Below are 17786 nucleotides of genomic sequence, written 5' to 3'. Positions count from 1 at the left end.
GAATTCCTGTGGGAGAATTAAGACAGCGTTGAAGTTGACATTGACTGCTGACAACTTTGAATTGAATTTACTTCGATAACAGAGCGATCGCCCTATTTTGAAAAGATGAGCTTTTACCGCTATGCCTAAACCAAAGAGATATCCCGACAATTGGCAAGAGATTGCGCTTTCGGTGAAAGAAAACGCGGGGTGGCGTTGTGCAAAGTGCCATCAACAATGCCTCCGACCCGGTAAACTCCGACCCGGTAAACAAAGCGGCTTAACCAAATCTGAACGATGTGCCTTAACTTTAGCGGTGCACCATCGCAATCGGATACCGGAGGACAATCGCCCAGAAAACTTAATCGCTCTGTGTACCGCGTGTCACCATTAAACTCAACGAGACTGTCACCAGCCCCGTTGGTCTTCAAAACCGTGCATGAAACTTTAATTTCACACGGCTCCTCAATGATTTGGTGCTTGTTACGCATACCTCATTACCCATTTATCCTCGACTCTTTCAAGTCTTTTGGTGGGTTTAGGCTCGACACTGTTGCAGTCGGATTTGCTGCCAGAACTGCCATCATTGGCTGTCTTTATATCATGGCAATGTCTATGTAGAAGTTGAAAATTTTTATACTCATCCTTTTCACCTTTCGATTTGGGGATGATATGGTCAACTTCCATTACATCATCTTCACGGAAGAACAAACCGCAGTGGGTGCATTTCCCTTTTTGCTTTTTCAGGAGCGTTGCCACTCTAGACGGCATTTCCGGGTTTTTACCCATTCTTGAACTCCAATAAACTAGGTTTCCGTCATATGGTGACGATTCGCCTTTAACTTTCACATGACGCACTATTGGGGTGACGGCATGGTCAAGTAACCGAAATGAGGTTAATCCATCCTTCTTCGTTGCGAATACCCAGTTATCACCGCCTATGGAATGCCAATATTTGTTTGACACCCATTCCCTGCTCTTTTTTGGGTGGCGGCGTTTTGCCCAAGCGCTTAACTTTTGGTACGTGAGGCTATCGATATCTGAGTAAGCCACCTTACTTACCACAGTCGCATAGTAGTTTGCCCATCCCCTAATGATTGGGTTTAGATGGTTGATTAGCGCCACTTGTGGTGCTGCCTTATGGGCTTCGATAACTCTAGCGATTTGATCGTAATGTACCTTTTGCGAATGCTTGCTTGGGGTGATGATTGTTTTAAAACCCTGATTAGAGTGATACTTTCCCACAGTGAATTGTTGTATCCTAAAACCAAGGAAATCGAACCCTGGTTTTTCTTGCTCATACTGGTTGAGAGTGTGAGTAAGTCTCGTTTTGCTGGGTTTTAGTTCTAAACCCATGCCTTGTAACCATTCAGAGATAATCTCTTTACATCTTTGGACAACGGTTATGTCTTCGTGAAGAATAACGAAGTCATCGGCATAACGAATTAGGCTTAGGCTTTTACGGTTGTCCCGCTTACCATGACCACTTCGGGTGGGCAAAGTATCAGCATACTTTTTAATTCGTTCTTCCATCCCGTGGAGGGCAATATTTGCCAGTAGTGGAGAAATTACCCCGCCCTGTGGCGTACCCTCAGATGTTGGAAACAACTGCTTATCATCCATCACTCCCGCTTTTAACCAGGCTCGAACTTGTCGGCGGATGGTGGGGAATGTATTTAATTTTTTGAGCAGTGCTTCATGGTCGATGCGGTCGAAACACTTGGCAATGTCAGCATCTAGCACGTATTTAGATTTCTGACTAATTACCGTGAATATTTGCTCTATCGCATCATGGCATGAGCGATTAAACTCAGCGAGACTGTCACCAGCCTCGCTGGTCTTCAAAACCGTGCGTGAAAATTTCTTTTCACACGGCTCCTCAATGTTTTGGTGCTTGTCACGCATACCTCATTACCCATTTGTCCGCGACTCTTTCAAGTCTTTTGGTGGGTTTAGGCTCGACACTATTGCAGTCGGATTTGCTGCCAGAACTGCCATCATTGGCTGTCTTTATATCATGGCAATGTCTGTGTAGAAGTTGCCAATTTTTATAATCATCCTTTCCACCTTGCGATTTGGGGATAATATGGTCAATTTCCATCACATCGTTTTCACGGAAAAACAATCCACAGTGGGCGCATTTTCCCTTTTGCCATTTCAAGAGTGATGAGACTCTTGTCGGCATTTCTGGGTTGTTGCCCATTCTTGTACTCCAATAAACCAGGTTCCCGTCAAATGGGGATAGTTTGCCTTTAACTTTTACATGACGCACTATTTTAATGCGGGCATGGTCAAGTAACCGAAGTGGGTTTTTCCCAACTTCAGTGGTTGCAAATACCCAGTTATCATCGCCTATGGAATGCCAATATTTCTTTGACACCCATCCCTTTGATTTCTTTGGGTGGCGGAATTTTGCCCAAGAGACAAGCTTTTGATACACTAGGTCATCTAACTGAGCGTAGATTTCCTTACTTATGACAGTCGAATAGTAGTTAGCCCAACCCCTAATGATAGGGTTTAGTCGCTTAATTAGCGCCGCTTGCGGTGCTGACTTATGGGAGTCAATTACATCCGACAGACGGTCATAATGTGCCTTCACTTTTTCCTGACTTGGGGTAATGATGGTCTTAAAACCAAGTAATTCCCCTTTCGTATTTTTACCTGTATGGTGTTTCCCTTTGGGGAACTGACGTATATTAAATCCAAGGAAGTTGAATCCTGGCTTTTCCTCAACAAAAGTTGAAAGAGTGTGCGTCAGCCGAGTTTTACTGGGTTTTAATTCCAAGCCTATGCCCATTAACCATTCCGAGATTATTTCCCGGCATCTTTGAACAACGGTTATGTCTTCATGGAGAATCACGAAGTCATCGGCGTACCTGATTAAAGTAGCTCCTGGCTGATAGCCAGCGTATTGACCTTTCTTGACAATTGTGCCACTAGGAAAGGCGCTTTTTATCCGGTTTTCCATCCCGTGGAGGGCTATGTTTGCCAAAAGTGGCGAGAGACATCCACCTTGTGGCGTTCCCTCAGATGTAGCAAACAACTGCTTACCATCCATCACCCCCGCTTTTAACCATGCACGAATTTGACGGCGAATGGTGGGAGATGTATTCAGTTTTAAAAGCAGTGTTTCATGGTCGATACAGTCGAAACACTTCGATATGTCAGCATCAAATACAAACTTTTGTTTATACCTGATGGAGTTAAAGATTGCCTCGATTGCATCATGACATGACCTTCCGGCTCTGAACCCGTATGAGTTAGGTTCAAATCGCGCTTCCCATTCTGGCTCTAGTGCCAGTTTGACTAGCGTTTGCAAGGCGCGGTCATCCATTGTAGGTATTCCTAAAGGTCGCTTCTCATCACGTCCAGGCTTGGGAATCCATACACGCCTGGTCGGGCTGACCTTAGAACCCAGTTTTATTTGATTTATCAAGGCCAGACGGAGATTAGGAGTCAGCGATTTAACGCCGTCTACACCTGCCGTCTTTTTGCCGCAATTATCCTGGGTAACTCTACGAACCGCTAACGCTCTTGCTGACCAAGACTTCATCAACGTTTTTTGGAGTCTGCGATATGTTTTTACATCGCCACGAATCGAGGCTTGATAAATTCTCTGTTGCAGCTTATACACTCTACGTTCTAGCTTTCGCCAGTTAATAGAACGCCATTCCCCCGTAGTCTTTAAACTCGTATTAGACATATTTACTGCTACTGGAAACTTCATCTTCCAAATCACCGTGATTCTGTCTGCCTATCCTCACCATTACAGTCAGGCGTTTTGCTTTTGAATCAATCTTGCCTACTCTTCGTATTAGTTAGCACCTACTCAATCATTGAAGACTGAGAACAGACGAGAGGTTACTTCGTTTCTGATAGTCATTGTTTGAGTTTTTAGAGCGGTACTCTCCACCGGGTTTAGAGGAAGTGCTTGTTGGTCAACCAGGAACTTGCCAACTCCCCATTATCCTTGCCCATTTTGGGACTCCCAACGTAAAAAGCCTGATTTCGCTGGTTATTCATGACGATGGTTCAAATGTACCTTTGTATTCCTACTCATGAACTCTTGCTCGGTGTTTACCAGGTTAGGCTTCCAGTATTGACACCTTTCACCCCCGCTTCAGGGATTGATGGCTAGTCGCTACCCTGGGGGACGCAATTCTTGACTGCGCTCTGTGTGCTTTCACTCCTGCACCTGGAGGGTGGGACTTAGTTTTCTAGGATACTTACCTCACCCACATGACTATCAAATTGTCTTGGCGAAGCCTCTCCCTTTGGGAGAAGGTTCTTGTGTAGCTTGCGGGTAATCCTCTACCCATTTCAGGGTTAGTTTCTACCCAACGAATCGCACTCCGGCTCTGAACCCGTATGAGTTAGGTTCAAATCGCGCTTCCCATTCTGGCTCTAGTGCCAGCTTGACAAGTGCTTGCAAGGCTCGGTCTTCCATTGTAGGTATACCCAAAGGTCGCTTCTCTTCCGTCCCAGGCTTAGGAATCCATACCCTCCTAGTTGGACTGACCTTTGACCCCAGGTTTAATTTTTGAGTTAGGTCTAAACGTTGCTTTGGAGTTAGCGACTTAACGCCATCTACACCCGCCGTCTTTTTGCCGCAATTATCCTGGGTAACTCTACGAACCGATAAGGCTCTTGCTGACCAAGACTTCATCAACGTCTTTTGGAGTCTGCGAAATGCTTTTACATCACCACGAATAGAGGCTTGATAAATTCTCTTCTGGAGCTTATACACATTACGCTCTAGCTTGCGCCAGTTAATTTTGTGCCATTCCACCATCAGTTTTTTAGACTGTGTATTAGACATATATACTCACTACTTGAGACTTGATCTTCCAAATCATCGTAAGTCTGTTTGCATATTCTGGGCATTACCCCAGACGTTCGCTTCTGACTTAATCTCTCCTGCTCGCTGCATACGGTTAGCACCTACTCAGGTATTCGACCACCTGAGAGCAGACGAGAGGTTATCTCGTTCCGAATGACCATACTGTGTACCGTTAGAGTGATACTGTTCGCCGGGTTTATTGGAAGTGCTTGTTGGTCAATAGACAACTTGCCAACTCCTTATCCTTTGCCTTTTGGCTCCAGCGCATTAAGCCTTATTTCGCTGGTTTTGTGTGACGACGATTCAGTTGCATCTTCAAGCCAGGACTTTACTCATGGGTACTTTGCTCAATGCTTTACCAACTTAGGCTGTCAGTAATCACACCTTTTCACCCCGCTTTACGGATTGATGACTATTCGCTACCGTAGGGGTGATGCTTTCACCGCTGCACCTGCGGGGTAGGATTTGAGGGTTCTAGGATACTATTTCTCACCTACATGGTCATTCAGTTGTCAAGGTTCTAATCCTTGCGGCTAATCCTCCAAACCCTTTCAGGCTTTAGTTTCTAGCCAACGATTCGCACTGTCCTATCACAATCGCGGTCAATCAAACGTATCGCCAGGGCAATTATCCTTGTTCCCCGATGATGGCATTGACTGGGATATTATGGAGTGCTCTCTGGAATCGGCATGAAACAATGTATCCGATCCGAATCCGCTGGTGTCCGTTTACTTTGTTTAAAGGTAGCTTTACAGTTTTCCAGCGCGAGCGTGTTCGCCGTTGAAGAGGAAATTTCGTATTTTTGTTTAACAACCAGCCGGGAAGTCCCTGCGGTAATTTATTCGGGGTACTTCGCGCAGCGCTCAGATTAATCCCCTCTAAATATACCGAGGGACTTCCCGGCTGGTTGTTAAAGGTCTTCGTTACTCTTAGAAAGCTGCCAAGCATCGAGAAAATTACTGAATAAATTGCTTTATCCCTCCAAGTCAATCGCTTCATGGGCTAACTCCGCGTTTGCTACACTATGGGTGTTTTGTACCCATGCCGGGGCTGTAATATCGAGACTTCTCCGGCATAGATAATTTAGTTGCTCTCTAATTGCTGGTGGTATTTCTTACCTTCTGAGATTCTACGCTTGAGGGTGTCTAATGCCCTCACCGCTGTCCAATTACCCAGATTAGCTAATTGGATATATTGCTGTATCAATTCTTCGGTGATTTGTTGGTCTAGCCACTGCACCAATTCTGCGGTTGCGAGGCGCGCTTGGGGATTGGTGTTGCCGAACATCTCGAACATTCCCAAACGCTGCATTTGCTCTAAGGTCATACTTTCCACCGCTTTCACGGCTTCTTCAAACTCTTGGGCGGTCAACTGGGACGGCTCATGGGGATGCTGCTGTAACAGGAAATAATCGATTTCTTTGTACGCGCCGACATACATTTTATGGCGAACAGTGTCGCATAAAATTGCGTGTTCGGGCAATTCATCATCAGAGCCTAAGTTGTAAGATTCTAAGTGGATTGCGAGAGTTATGTGTTCTATCAGTGGCGCATACACGGCGTAGTAGCTAAATGTAGCCATTGCTCTGCCATTACTCCAGGTGGCTTTGCTTCCTTGGTAATAAAGAGCAAAGTATTGAGTGTTGTTGACTCCCACCATCCCCGGTAACATGGGTGGCATCGCTACGGGTAATTCGATGAAGTGTGTTCCTAACATGATTCCTCCTTGTTCAAGTAAAAGGGCATGGAAACGCTGGTTTTTTGGCCTTTCGTGTATTCAATATCTACCGTTGTTTTAGTCAATGCTCAACAACGAATTGCTCTTTATTTTGTTGTTATTTCATTTGAGTTACCTCCCAGATATCGGGGTATTTTAAATGTTTGAATCCATTGGGCATCAACACGAACCATCATTTCTGATGAATCATTTTTGATGACATTCAGCCAAGGATTTTTCGCATCTCTCAGAATAAACTCTACTTTAATAGACTGCACGAACACTTCAGGCGGAACCCGACTAGCTTCAATCCATACCCCATCATCAAACGGGTTGATTGGATAAATCATTTTTTTGAAGTTATACACATTGTCGTGATAGCAGTTGGGATACTCATAGCGCGATACCATCCGATTGGAATGAGACATGGGATTGTACTTCCTCAATGAGAAAATCTGCATCTTTTATGACTCCATTAATCCCAGAGTGTAGTAGTTATCTAACAATCGAGCGAAAGAAAACAGCCGTTAGATTGATCAGCCAAAGTTATCTTTAGTTCAAGCCCTTCTGTTCTCAAAACTTTTTCTGCCTCATCCAACAGCTCAAAAGAGTTGAACCAAACTTGAATGATGCCCTCAAGTTTATGATGCTTTAAGGTGTATCCTCGTTCGTGATGGGAAGGGTGACGGCATCTCACGAAGCAAGCCGTTCTGAGGAATGTGTGAATGTTTCTGGTCATTTTTATGTGTTCTGTTATTCAAATAGGATGAGAGCGCTGCTTTCTTGGCGTTTCCCGTAGTCTGGGTCTACCTGCTTTCTCAAATACTCAAAGTCATCAAATAAGTCACTGCGGACATACTTGGTATTGTTTCTAGAGCTTAGTTTGTAATAGGCGTGTTGCCATTCTGCAAAGGCATTCAATGATGCGCTGCTGTGCAGCAACCAATCGCAGTTGTTGAGGTGCTTGAACCCCCACTTTTCATCAGTCCATTCGGTGTTCGCATTATCCTTGCTATGCCAGCAAAGATACACCGCACCTGGGAATCCTTTGAGTAGCACTATTTCGTACAAATTCCCAGCTTCTGTGTAACGGTAGCAACTTTCTTCGTTGATGCACTCTCCGGGAACATCTCACTTTTGCAGCCAAGCTAGAAATTGGAGTTAGGAGCCAGGAGCCAGGAGGAAAGAGGAAGAAGGAAGAAGGAAGGAGCCAGAATAAGTGTTTTTACAACTATGAGAGGCTCCCCACTCTCCGCCTTCATCTAAACCCATTTGAGGACAATCTAACCCTAAACAGCAGTGCATTGTGTACCTTTAACTTAGTGTTTTTTCTACACTAGCGACAGCTATCTTATTAAAATTACTTTTGTTTTTATGTTAACATTCAGCAGGAAATAGTCCTTGGTAAAAAGTGATTATTTGCTGCTTAATGGCAATCTATAAAACGCTCAAATGAGTTTCGCGTCCTCCGAATTGTGCAACTTTCTGAGCTTCGATATCTCCCGCTTCCAAGGCTTGTCGGATGACTGAATTATCGGGCGATACTTCAATGCGTTGAAACTGGGGAGGAAGTTGATTTACTTCACAAGGGAGTTTGAGGGGCAAAACTCCGCCATTGTTGCTGATAGTTAAGTGGATGCGGCGCAGCCTTAGTTTCTTGACACCCTGAGATTTGAGACAGCTCTTGAGTTGCTGTTTCATCCAATTCACTCGTTTGCTGTCGGTAGCTGCGAGTTTATTCAGGCGTTCTGCTTCAGATTTACGTTGTTGGCTCAGGGCATGGCGGTTGGTAATGGCAGCGCAGTAGTTATCAACCTTGGAAAGCCATTGCTCGTAGGTACTACCCCGTTGTTCTAAGAGTTGTTGCACCGCTACTTCTAATTCGGGTGTGATTTCTTCACCTTCGATGTTGTCGATTAGCTTATCCAAGTCCTCCAGTTCTACAGTAAGTAAATGCAATGACTTAGTGCGCCCTCGGTGAGCCTCACAGCGACTGGAAATCAGAGCACGTTGGTCTGGGTTCATGTGTTGCCATGCTTGCTGCACAATTGAGTCGGTTTCAGGAGTTTCGGGGTAAGGAAGTTGCCCCAAGCGCAAACTTGAGGCATGATAGATTAGATCCTGCTCGCAATAATCAGATTTGTCGCGACTAATTGAAACTGAACTTCGGTCAACCCTATTGTTTCACCATCATCCGTACAGGCAGTAGCAATCACTTGACCGCCAAGTGCAATACTGCGACGAGTAATGCAGGTTAAGGGCAATTCCTTGTATAAGAATTCCTCATCACAGATTAGGTCTATCGCGGGATCTGGAAATTGATTCGGGACATATTCTATGAACGCAGGTTCACCTGCAATGCCCACTCGGTTTTGCAAATCTGCCAGTTCCAACTTTTCTTCTACTTCCAGCCGGTGGATTCCTGTTGAATTAATCAAAGCGTAGAGCATAGCTTACTCCCTATTTTTTACACCCTAGCGGTAGCCCTTTAATTTAAATTATTTGTATATTTAAAATTACTCTTGATATTAAGTTGATTTAGTATGACCTCTGCTTACCACTTAACCCGCCCAACTCTGGTGGTTAGTGCTATCACGCCCGCGATCGACCAATCATGCGGGTATTGCTTATAACGATGGCGTAATTACCAAGTGGGGTACGTTCGATAAGTGCTACTCCCACACCGAACTCAAACACTTTATTGAAGATACTTTGGGTGTACCTGCTCGGTATCTCACTCACAATACCTACACCGTTTCTTACAACTCTAAAGCTCTTTCCCTGATAATCTACCCAAGATTTTTTCCTTGAAAGGCAGCCTGTCCCCGCCATTTGGAGGGGGCTATTTTAATTATCCAAAACCACCGGATTTGGTGAGGTCAGACTTAAACTGAAGCCAATACTATCATTTTATAACGTAATAAAAGCCAGCATTTATGAAGAAAAAACCATCAATACCAGATGCGATTCTGGCTATAGATTTTGGCGGCTTATCTACTAGAGTTTTCTGCCAAAGCTCACAAGCAGGCAGTAAAGCAAACTCCTTTGTAATGGAATCGCAGGTGGGGCCAGTGAGCCAAGACATAGCCAATTGTTTCACACAACCCAACCTCGCATCAGCATCTCCCGAAAATATTGCTTGGGTGGCAATTGGTAATGAATGCCGAGCCGTTGGCTACCTGGCAGCAGCGCAATTCAATGCTCACATCGGTTTAGCGGGACTGAAGTACAGTAGCGCTTTGTACAAAGCTCTAGCAGCTTTGTGGGTAGTGTCGCGGAAGTTAGATTTAGGCAATCAATTTAGCGCTGCGATCTCCGTTTTCTTGCCCCCAGGCGAATTTAATGATTCCAAGCAATTTTTTGAGCTATTAAGTCAATACTCTGCTTTATTTGAAACACCCACAGGCAAGCTATCCGTCACCCTAGACAAAACCCAAGCTTTGCAAGAAGGTGGCGGCATTGCTTTGATCCACAACAGCAACTTAGGTTCAGCCTTCAAGCAGCGGGTAACTGCCTTTGTTATGGTAGGATTTCGCAATGCTTCGGTAATAGTTTCGGCACGCGGTGCTGTCGGTAAGGGCAAAACTTCAGACTTAGGAATGGTAAGGTTGGTGGATCTAGTTCAAGAGCGAACATCTAACTACGATGCTTCCCGTTTGGCTTTATCAATCGCTCAAGCGGGCGTAAGCTACAACCGCCCTTACTTTTACCGAATTGCTCGGAATCGAGAGGAGACAGCGAAAGATCGAGAAGTTGACCAATTGATTGAAGCAGTCAAGCTGTCTCGCTTCGACTACGCTCGAATGCTATCTCATTGGATTAATGAAGTGCTGCCGCCCGATTTAGATGAAATTGTATTTTGCGGGGGGACTTCTGAATATATGAAGCCAGAACTGCGAAATCAGTTTTCTCATTATTCGCTGTCTTGGCACGCAGGCATAACAGTGCCAAAAACACTTGACCCGGATGGTTTAGGTTGCCGCATAGCTGATGTTTACGGACTATTTTCTTACTTCAAATCTCAGTTTGAGGTACTGAGGCAAAGCTCTGTTGCGGCAACTTCTCAGAGGGCAGAAGATACAACTTCTACTTCAGGAGATGCTCCACTTCCTCCAACTGATATACAGAGTGTAAAAGAATGTGCTGAACAATCTATCAAGCCCAAATCTGAACAATCTGCCAAGCCAAAATCTGAACAACCTACTCACCCAAAATCCGAGCCACCTACTCAATTAAAAATTGAGCAATTTACTCACGCTAAATCGGAGCAATCTACTGAACAAAAATTTGAGGAATCTACTGAACAAAAGACTGAAGATATTACTGAACAAAAAATTGAAGAACCCGCTGAACAAAAATTTGAGGAAGCCACTGAACAAAAGACTGAAGATATTACTGAACAAAACAGTAAAAACGGCGCTCAACAAAAGGCTGATTCAAGTATCAAACATAGCTGCTTAGATGATTCTAATAAATGGAGTGAGGAGGAGGAGTCGTCCAATACAGAACCTTCATTAGAGGAATCAGAAGCAAACTTAGATGCAGCTCTCTTATTGGGAGGACCCTACCGAGGTGCTGGAAAGAAGGTGAGGAATTATGCCTAGAAAACGTTACAAGGAATTTTGCTGGCGCTGTCAAGTTTTGCCAGATTCCGAAGACGCTATCTTGCTATCTTACCTGCAAAATCATCCTTTTTTTAGTTTACAGGAAACGATTTTACCTCTAATCAAAGCGCGGTGGCTGTTAGCATCATTACGCAATAGCGGTAGTCATTCTAGTACAGAGTTAGAGTATTTGAGGCGAGAAAGCATTAATTTTTTGCTTAGGCAGATAGATGAAGTTTGCCGAGATGCGGGATTTAACTGTACCGAGTTAGGAGCAATTGCCCCTGGTATTTCTTCGGGTTTAATTCCTTTAGCTACTTTCCCTCACTTATCGAATTCAGGTGCATCTATTGCTACGGAATTAACTGCCCTTGAGAGTTCAAATCCCGCAAGTTTGCCCGAAGAAAAAGAAGCAGAGGAATTTTCGGGAGAAGTTGAGTTTGAAAACAGCGCATTTAACTTAGCTGGTTTCGATCCAGCAATGGTCGGGCCTAGCTTTAGTTAAAAATTATTAAGTCTTGAATAGACATCCAGCAAGGAGGAATGAAATGACTAACATGATTCACTTGGTTGACGGCGAGAAAGGTGGCGTTGGCAAGTCGATGCTAACTCGGATTCTGGTTGAATTCAATCAGAAGTATGAACTGCTGTACACGTTAATTGATGGTGATTTTCAAAATCCTGACGTGCAGCAGCGCTATCCTGAACACAATGCAAAAATCGTAGCTTTAGTTGAAGATGAAGAGAAGTTTTTCGATATCGATATTATTTTTGAAACAGCAGTAGAAACTCCTGTGATTGTCAATTTACCAGCTCGGGTTTACAGCATTATCAACAAATGGATTGACGAAGCTAATTTAACCTCTCCTGATTTTAAAGAGCAGTCAGGAGTTGATGTATGCAAGTGGTTTATTTGCGGTGGCACGACGGACAGCATTGAGATGTTTATTGACTCTTTCAACTACTTTGAAGGTCAGCTTAATCACATTTTTGTCCGCAATTTTGGAGTTTGCAAAGATTGGTCGCACGTACAAAGCCATAAGGAAATGAACAAGCTCATTAATAATTACCGAATTCCTGTGGTAGACTTGCCGGCGCTGAGTGCAAGAGAGCGCAAGTTTATTGATACGAAGCGGTTGTCATTTTCTCAAGCAATGAAACACTCTGAATTCTTCTTGATTAGTCAGCAGCGATTGCATACTTTTCTGGAAGACTGTTTCCGTCTGATAGAAGATGTAGGTTTGTTTAACAACGCACCCAATCGCAATAAAAAAGAAGTTATCGCTCCCTATGAACAAAAAAAAAATGAGGAAATGCAGAGAGAAAATGAGCAACAAAATGAGTAACTAAATAAGCAACAGGTTGTAAAGTCTCAGGAGGCTGTAATTTGTAAAAAAGGTATCGTAAGCTTTTAAGAATCTAAATTAAGGCTTACGCACACACTCTACTGATAGGGTGTGCCGAAACCAGCCCGCTGGCTGAGTGCAATCAACGCAGTTGTGTTATCCCAGGCGTTGGATATTAGCAATAAACGTTGTTTATTGCGTTTAAATTCTGAAAAGAAGAAGATTGATCGATCGCCCGCTACGAAATTTCCAGGGTTTCAAAAACTTCTTCACCACTGGGTCAGCGGGCTGGGTGTGCCGAAACACATCTTAATACTACAGATAGTGTCTAAACCGATAATTTGCGGGTATTCCTGTAAATTTTACAGTCAATGGGTGATGAACTCGTTAGGAGACGGACAAAATATGAGTTCACACTATAGAATGCGCGATGCAGAACAGCATAAAGATTAGGATTTTGATTAGGTAGGAGGTTAAATGTCCGATCGACTTTTAGAAGAACTTTCCGAAGTTGACTCTGAAGAGTTTGGCGAGATATTGGAAACGCCAAGGGAACAGGGCAGACTTAATAATACCAAAAATAATTCCATACAATCCGCTGAAAATTCGCAAAATTTGCCCGATTCTCCAGATACAGTCCTAGAAGATGCAGTAGAAGAAAAGTTGAAATCAAATGGGAGTAAGCTAAATGAAGAGCAGTTTTGGGAACTCATAGACGATGATTCGAGGGAAAGAGAAGCTCTGAACAGAGATCCTTTATCTGCCCCTCCCATGTACGAGAGAGATACTGAGTCACTAATCAGCCAGGTACTCAAGGGCAAAGACTCCAAATTTCGCTCTCATGTCATTCAGACAGCTTACCGATACGGTCTCAATAAAAATGACCCGCTTTTTATCGTATTGCTGGCTACAGGTCAACTCGAACTGCTGTTAGAAAAAAAACCGCAAGAGATTGACCAGTTTTTCAAGAATTGGCAATCTCAATGGCAAGGTGATTTGAAAGATTCTCAAGCTGTTATTTCTCAAGAACTGGAACAAGTTCGCCAGCTTACTGAAAATTGGGAAAAAGAAAGCAGGGAGTTTTTAGAACGGCAGGGAAAAGCGGCTGTTAAGGTGCAACATCGCCACATTTCCAACTCAGTTTACACCCTAGTGCGACAAGCAGCTTTAGAGAAAGTTGCTCACGATATTTGGTCGGTGATTTTTGGGAGCGGGGTAGTGTTAGGGGCAATGGCGATTGGCGCGTTTATCGGGTTAGCGCTGCCCCGGTTCATTCCAGCGCCTGAACTCGACCCAAAAGGGCCGCGCCAGCTCACTTTAGAACAAGCCGTAGCGCTCGAATGGGGGCTGAGCAAAGAGGGTCAGTTTGCTCGCAAGAACGCGGATACAATTCAGTGGGCAACAAGCAATGAAGGGAAATATGCTCGCCAATTTATGAGCTGGAATCAAGCTTTGTTGAGCGAGAAAGGTGGCAAAAAACTGTGTGAAACTGAGATAAATCGATTGGGGGTGACGCTGACAGTAGAGGGTAAACCTGCACAAAAAGGATTTTGTACTTTGTGGATTCGCTCCCCTCAAGAACGAGAGTTTGTTCCTTGAGGGCAAATACTAAAGTCTTGAGTGGGATGTAAATAAGTTAGCTTAACAGGAGAAATCTATGATTGCCAATTTGAACAATCAGCCGTTACCTGACCAAAATCAGAAGCAAGTGCAGTCGCAAATATCGGGTGTTTTAGTTGCACTAAACGACCCATTCGATGAGATGGTTTGGGATTACTGTTTGAGTCAAACATACCCAATATCGGAACAGATTAATATTGTACTGAGTGCTTTCTGGGGGCCGTTTGCTGCCAAAAATGCTAGCAAGTCTCCTGAGCGAGTGCGAGCAATAGCTTGTTATTCACTGCAACAATTAGCAGCTCAACAAAAATTGATTGACTCAGTGTTTGAACTGTCAAGTGAATCAACTAAAATTTCCGAAGTTATTGCTGTTCCCAAAAGGAAAAATAGTTGCAAGGTACTCAATCAAGCTTGTGTTTGTTCTCAATCTGTTCTAAATACTGCAATTCGGTGGGAGTAAGAGCCGTTGTTCTTTCTAACAAGTTGAGGATTTCTATCTCAAAAGGATCTAGATTTCCTAATTTGTGAAGTCGGTCAGTGCGATCGCAAATTTCTTGAAGTCCGGGTTGATTTTCGAGCGGCCTGGCGGTGAGAGCCGAGTGTTTGAAGGTATGCAAATTCATGGCAAGAGTAGGGATGTGCCGCATCCACACGGTAGCCGTTTTCTCGCCCACTGACTGAATGCGGCCTAACCTGCCGTTAACGTCTTGGCGATCGGGCGCGTACACTTCCACCAAGGAACCAATTTTGAGCGTCAGGTGGTGGGCGATCTTAGGTTCGCCTTCAGGTTTTACTTTTTTGTCGCGCCCCTGTAAAGTTTTGGCAACCTGAGCGGGATTGCTGCGAGTGTCGTTTGCCAAAGCGATGACCTGCTTCTTGGTCAGCCCAGCAGAGCGATTCAGTATTTTCCACTTCACTTCGTCCCCTCCAATAAAACTGAGAGCATCCACAGCTCGAGTAAATTGGGCATCCCGGTAAATCGTTCTGGGGGAAGCTTTGAACCGTTCTCCTAACTCTCGTGCTGTTTTGTCTGTCAAGCTGCCATTTTGAGAGCTTGCTCCTTCTGGCATTGTTTTGTCTGTCAAGTGGTCATTTTGACAGCTTGCCTCATCTGGCATTGTTTTGTCTGTCAAGCTGCCATTTTGACAGCTTGCTCTATCTGGCGATACTTTGTCTGTCAAACTGTCATTTTGACAGTTTGCCGAACGCTTGCCCCCGTGAGATTCCTTGGTCAGCTCGTACCAGGTGCCGCGCAGGTAGCTAACGGATTCTGGCGTCAAGCTGCGCCGTCCCAGTTGGTTGGCGATCGTCCAGACCTTGACTGCATTCCGACTGTCAAAAGACATCTCTACAATTTTGTATGGTATGCCGTGCGCGGTACAGATGGCGAACCTGTTGTGGCCGTCGATGAGAAGCTTTTCCTCGGCCCAGACTACTAACGGATCGTGGCATCCTTCCTCCAGAATGCTCGCTTGCAGGGCGGCTTTTTGGTCTTTACTCAGGGGAGGAATGAGAGATTGAAATTCGGGGTCGATTCGCAGTTGTTTCGCAGCACAAGAGGTACACCCTCCAATACCCCCCGGCAAAACAATTAACGCTTGCGGCTCCCGATCGTCTGCTTCTGATTGCATTTGACGCATTCCTGGCGAGTTTGTTGAATGCAAGGCTCGCCCGCGCTCGACCGCAACCGGAGTAGGGGAGTCAGCGCGGGCAGGAATTTTCTTGAAGTATTCAACACTAACATAGTTATCGTCGAAAAGCCTCCAGAAAATGCGAAAATAGTTGAAAAAGGGAAACGTTATCAACGCTATGCCACCTAGTAAAGGAATCCAGCCTCATCCCAACTCGTTAGCCAATCTCAACCGCTCTGGGGGACAACCCCGCTATGAAGAACCCAAGAAGCAAAGAAATATTCAGGTAACATCGGTAGGATGGGAAGGAATTCGCGCGATCGCCATTGAACGCGGATTGAGTCTCAACGAGTTGATAGAACAGATTGGCAGGGGTCTGATTCCCCTTGACACTGGTGAAAAAAGTAACTAATTGCCAGATATGGAAAGGGAGGTTAGAGCAAAAAAACTTTCTATCAACTCGTTACTAAAAGTTTTATTGATAGTAACAACGGTGTTTTTATAGATAAAAAAATGTTCCAACTTACGGTATTGTGCCCTGCCAATGTATCAGAAAAAAATATAATGGTTCAATCACCTCCAAAACTTATAACTGTTAATGAATTTATTACAAACTACGGCGACAGCGATTGCTACGAACTGATTGATGGTGAATTAACCGAAATGGAACCAACAGGGCCGCACGAACAAATATCCGGTTTTCTGGGACGAAAACTGAATGTAGAAATTGACCGCCTGGATCTACCCTACCTTACCCCTCGCTGTCTCATCAAACTATTAGGAACAGCAACAGCCTTTCGCCCCGATGTGCTTGTATTAGACCAAACTCGACTAATTAATGAACCTTTGTGGCAACAAGAACCTGTAATTACATCAGGTTCTTCTATTAAACTGATTGCTGAAGTTGTTAGTACCAACTGGCAGAATGATTACGCCCGCAAAGTTGAAGATTACGCCATACTAGGAGTGCCTGAGTATTGGATTGTTGACTATTTGGGCATTGGTGGCAGAGAATATATTGGCAAGCCCAAACAGCCGACAGTTACTATTTGTACGCTGCGAGAAGACGAGTATCAAAAACAGTTGTTTCAAAATGACGATCGGCTTATTTCGTCAATGTTTCCAGAGTTGCAATTAACCGCACAACAAATCTTCGCGGCAGGCAGATATGCTGCTATCTAGCTTATATCCAGGTAACGTCGGTAGGATGGAGAGAATTCGTGCGGTCGCAAGTGAACGGGGATTGAGTTTCAATGAGTTGAGCAAACAGATTGGCAAGGGTCTGATTCCCCTTGGCCCTGAAGAAAGTAACTAATAGCTTGGTCAGGAAAAGGAGGGTTCCACTCAAAAAACTTTCTATCAACTCGTTACCAAAAGTTTTATTGATAGAAAGCAATAATTGGCTTGTTGATTCCCCGATCGTGCTAACTCGCTCTCAAAATTTGCTCAATTAGGGAGACAACTTGCTGCGGTCGATGCTCAAACTGCTTCTTGATTTGAAATTTTAACGAATCTGCTGGCACATCTTTTTTGTTGAGTTTAAGGCGAATATGCTCACTTCGTGGGACAGTGGAATTGAGCGCTCGAATAACGGTGCGGCATTGTCGGAGAGTGAGGCTATCGACTTGAATGAAGGGTAGATTTAATGTGTCGGTATCGAGTTGAATATTAGAAGCAAATTCGGCTTTAACTTGTCGCGAAGAGGTGAGGCGCTGTTCTTCTGTGGGTTCTGGAGTTGCTGCACATTCGGCAACAGCAGGAAAGGAAGCAATTTCATTGAGAAGAGGCACAAAATCGGGGGCCAGTTCTGCTGAGAATTTTTCAGAAGGATTCATCCGCTTCGATGCTAACAGCGTAGCGATATAGTGAACAATTAAGCCACCGTAACCAAAAATTACCACAGTTTCAATTGCGAGGGTGAGAGAATGCTGAATAGGTTGATACATGATTATAAATTGCAAGTGGAACATCTCTCAAACGCGCTCGCGTTTAATATCCAAACCTTTTAATAAAAACAGTTATTTGATTTATTGCAAAACGGTTTTACGAT

16 protein-coding genes and 1 pseudogene are annotated in these 17786 nt (G+C 44.3%); 7 read left to right on the top strand and 10 right to left on the bottom strand.

Annotated elements, in window-relative coordinates; genetic code table 11:
- Nucleotides 1-462 precede the first annotated feature (462 nt).
- The 8 genes and pseudogenes from QT987_RS02470 to QT987_RS02435 form a co-directional block, all read right to left on the bottom strand.
- Complete coding sequence (locus tag QT987_RS02470) at nt 463-1884, bottom strand: reverse transcriptase domain-containing protein (protein ID WP_333236985.1); 1422 nt, start codon at nt 1882-1884, stop codon at nt 463-465.
- On the bottom strand, nt 1877-3682 hold the full coding sequence (gene ltrA, locus QT987_RS02465) for a group II intron reverse transcriptase/maturase (protein WP_445299700.1): 1806 nt from the start codon (nt 3680-3682) through the stop codon (nt 1877-1879). The genes QT987_RS02470 and ltrA overlap by 8 nt, the downstream gene beginning before the upstream one ends.
- A gap of 648 nt (nt 3683-4330) precedes the next feature.
- Nucleotides 4331-4798: pseudogene (locus tag QT987_RS02460) on the bottom strand (reverse transcriptase N-terminal domain-containing protein); the annotation flags it as partial.
- A 1104-nt stretch (nt 4799-5902) separates the two neighbouring features.
- Nucleotides 5903-6535 (bottom strand): hypothetical protein, encoded by a 633-nt coding sequence (locus tag QT987_RS02455; protein ID WP_333151713.1) that lies wholly within the window; start codon nt 6533-6535, stop codon nt 5903-5905.
- A gap of 107 nt (nt 6536-6642) precedes the next feature.
- Nucleotides 6643-6963, bottom strand: a complete 321-nt coding sequence (locus QT987_RS02450; RefSeq protein ID WP_333151711.1) for a hypothetical protein — start codon at nt 6961-6963, stop codon at nt 6643-6645.
- A 325-nt stretch (nt 6964-7288) separates the two neighbouring features.
- Nucleotides 7289-7606: a hypothetical protein gene (locus QT987_RS02445; RefSeq protein WP_333151707.1), complete on the bottom strand. Its 318-nt coding sequence runs from the start codon at nt 7604-7606 to the stop codon at nt 7289-7291.
- Nucleotides 7607-7972: 366 nt separating this feature from the next.
- The gene (locus QT987_RS02440) at nt 7973-8626 is read right to left on the bottom strand and encodes a siphovirus Gp157 family protein (RefSeq protein ID WP_333151705.1); all 654 of its coding nucleotides are present in this window, start codon (nt 8624-8626) and stop codon (nt 7973-7975) included.
- Between the two features lie 23 nt (nt 8627-8649).
- Nucleotides 8650-8985 carry a DUF3846 domain-containing protein gene (locus QT987_RS02435; RefSeq protein ID WP_333236980.1) on the bottom strand — a complete coding sequence of 112 codons (336 nt, stop codon included), beginning with the start codon at nt 8983-8985 and terminating at the stop codon, nt 8650-8652.
- A 486-nt stretch (nt 8986-9471) separates the two neighbouring features.
- On the opposite strand from QT987_RS02435, the gene QT987_RS02430 reads away from it, so the two are divergent.
- The 5 genes from QT987_RS02430 (at nt 9472) to QT987_RS02410 (ending at nt 14565) form a co-directional block, all read left to right on the top strand.
- The gene (locus QT987_RS02430; protein ID WP_333236977.1) at nt 9472-11139 is read left to right on the top strand and encodes a hypothetical protein; all 1668 of its coding nucleotides are present in this window, start codon (nt 9472-9474) and stop codon (nt 11137-11139) included.
- Nucleotides 11132-11644: a hypothetical protein gene (locus QT987_RS02425; RefSeq protein WP_333236975.1), complete on the top strand. Its 513-nt coding sequence runs from the start codon at nt 11132-11134 to the stop codon at nt 11642-11644. Before QT987_RS02430 ends, QT987_RS02425 begins: the two co-directional genes overlap by 8 nt.
- 43 nt (nt 11645-11687) lie before the next feature.
- On the top strand, nt 11688-12485 hold the full coding sequence (locus QT987_RS02420; RefSeq protein ID WP_333103598.1) for a mobilization protein MobD-like protein: 798 nt from the start codon (nt 11688-11690) through the stop codon (nt 12483-12485).
- 477 nt (nt 12486-12962) lie between these two features.
- Nucleotides 12963-14084, top strand: coding sequence for a DUF6753 family protein (locus QT987_RS02415; RefSeq protein ID WP_333236973.1), 1122 nt, complete (start codon nt 12963-12965; stop codon nt 14082-14084).
- Nucleotides 14085-14142: 58 nt separating this feature from the next.
- Nucleotides 14143-14565, top strand: coding sequence for a hypothetical protein (locus QT987_RS02410; protein ID WP_333236971.1), 423 nt, complete (start codon nt 14143-14145; stop codon nt 14563-14565).
- Here QT987_RS02410 and QT987_RS02405 read toward each other — a convergent pair.
- Complete coding sequence (locus tag QT987_RS02405) at nt 14507-15736, bottom strand: hypothetical protein (protein ID WP_333236969.1); 1230 nt, start codon at nt 15734-15736, stop codon at nt 14507-14509. The genes QT987_RS02410 and QT987_RS02405 overlap by 59 nt on opposite strands.
- A 178-nt stretch (nt 15737-15914) precedes the next feature.
- Between QT987_RS02405 and QT987_RS02400 the strand changes: the two genes are divergently transcribed.
- Both QT987_RS02400 and QT987_RS02395 read left to right on the top strand, forming a co-directional pair.
- Nucleotides 15915-16148, top strand: a complete 234-nt coding sequence (locus QT987_RS02400) for a hypothetical protein (RefSeq protein ID WP_333236967.1) — start codon at nt 15915-15917, stop codon at nt 16146-16148.
- Between the two features lie 152 nt (nt 16149-16300).
- Complete coding sequence (locus tag QT987_RS02395) at nt 16301-16918, top strand: Uma2 family endonuclease (RefSeq protein ID WP_333236964.1); 618 nt, start codon at nt 16301-16303, stop codon at nt 16916-16918.
- 242 nt (nt 16919-17160) lie between these two features.
- Here the strand turns inward: QT987_RS02395 and QT987_RS02390 are convergent, their stop codons facing one another.
- Nucleotides 17161-17682 (bottom strand): hypothetical protein, encoded by a 522-nt coding sequence (locus QT987_RS02390; RefSeq protein ID WP_333236963.1) that lies wholly within the window; start codon nt 17680-17682, stop codon nt 17161-17163.
- Nucleotides 17683-17786: the final 104 nt, after the last annotated feature.

The sequence above is a fragment of the Microcoleus sp. SVA1B4 genome (genome assembly GCF_036700545.1).
GTDB lineage: Bacteria > Cyanobacteriota > Cyanobacteriia > Cyanobacteriales > Microcoleaceae > Microcoleus.
This window is presented reverse-complemented; position numbering and strand designations above follow the sequence as displayed.

Excerpts from the sequence above, each read along its gene's own strand:
- QT987_RS02470 (WP_333236985.1), bottom strand. The coding sequence starts at position 1,884 with ATGCGTGACAAGCACCAAAACATTGAGGAGCCGTGTGAAAAGAAATTT.
- ltrA (WP_445299700.1), bottom strand. The coding sequence starts at position 3,682 with ATGTCTAATACGAGTTTAAAGACTACGGGGGAATGGCGTTCTATTAAC.
- QT987_RS02455 (WP_333151713.1), bottom strand. The coding sequence starts at position 6,535 with ATGTTAGGAACACACTTCATCGAATTACCCGTAGCGATGCCACCCATG.
- QT987_RS02450 (WP_333151711.1), bottom strand. The coding sequence starts at position 6,963 with ATGTCTCATTCCAATCGGATGGTATCGCGCTATGAGTATCCCAACTGC.
- QT987_RS02435 (WP_333236980.1), bottom strand. The coding sequence starts at position 8,985 with ATGCTCTACGCTTTGATTAATTCAACAGGAATCCACCGGCTGGAAGTA.
- QT987_RS02430 (WP_333236977.1), top strand. The coding sequence starts at position 9,472 with ATGAAGAAAAAACCATCAATACCAGATGCGATTCTGGCTATAGATTTT.
- QT987_RS02425 (WP_333236975.1), top strand. The coding sequence starts at position 11,132 with ATGCCTAGAAAACGTTACAAGGAATTTTGCTGGCGCTGTCAAGTTTTG.
- QT987_RS02420 (WP_333103598.1), top strand. The coding sequence starts at position 11,688 with ATGACTAACATGATTCACTTGGTTGACGGCGAGAAAGGTGGCGTTGGC.
- QT987_RS02415 (WP_333236973.1), top strand. The coding sequence starts at position 12,963 with ATGTCCGATCGACTTTTAGAAGAACTTTCCGAAGTTGACTCTGAAGAG.
- QT987_RS02410 (WP_333236971.1), top strand. The coding sequence starts at position 14,143 with ATGATTGCCAATTTGAACAATCAGCCGTTACCTGACCAAAATCAGAAG.
- QT987_RS02405 (WP_333236969.1), bottom strand. The coding sequence starts at position 15,736 with ATGCAATCAGAAGCAGACGATCGGGAGCCGCAAGCGTTAATTGTTTTG.
- QT987_RS02400 (WP_333236967.1), top strand. The coding sequence starts at position 15,915 with ATGCCACCTAGTAAAGGAATCCAGCCTCATCCCAACTCGTTAGCCAAT.
- QT987_RS02395 (WP_333236964.1), top strand. The coding sequence starts at position 16,301 with ATGGTTCAATCACCTCCAAAACTTATAACTGTTAATGAATTTATTACA.
- QT987_RS02390 (WP_333236963.1), bottom strand. The coding sequence starts at position 17,682 with ATGTATCAACCTATTCAGCATTCTCTCACCCTCGCAATTGAAACTGTG.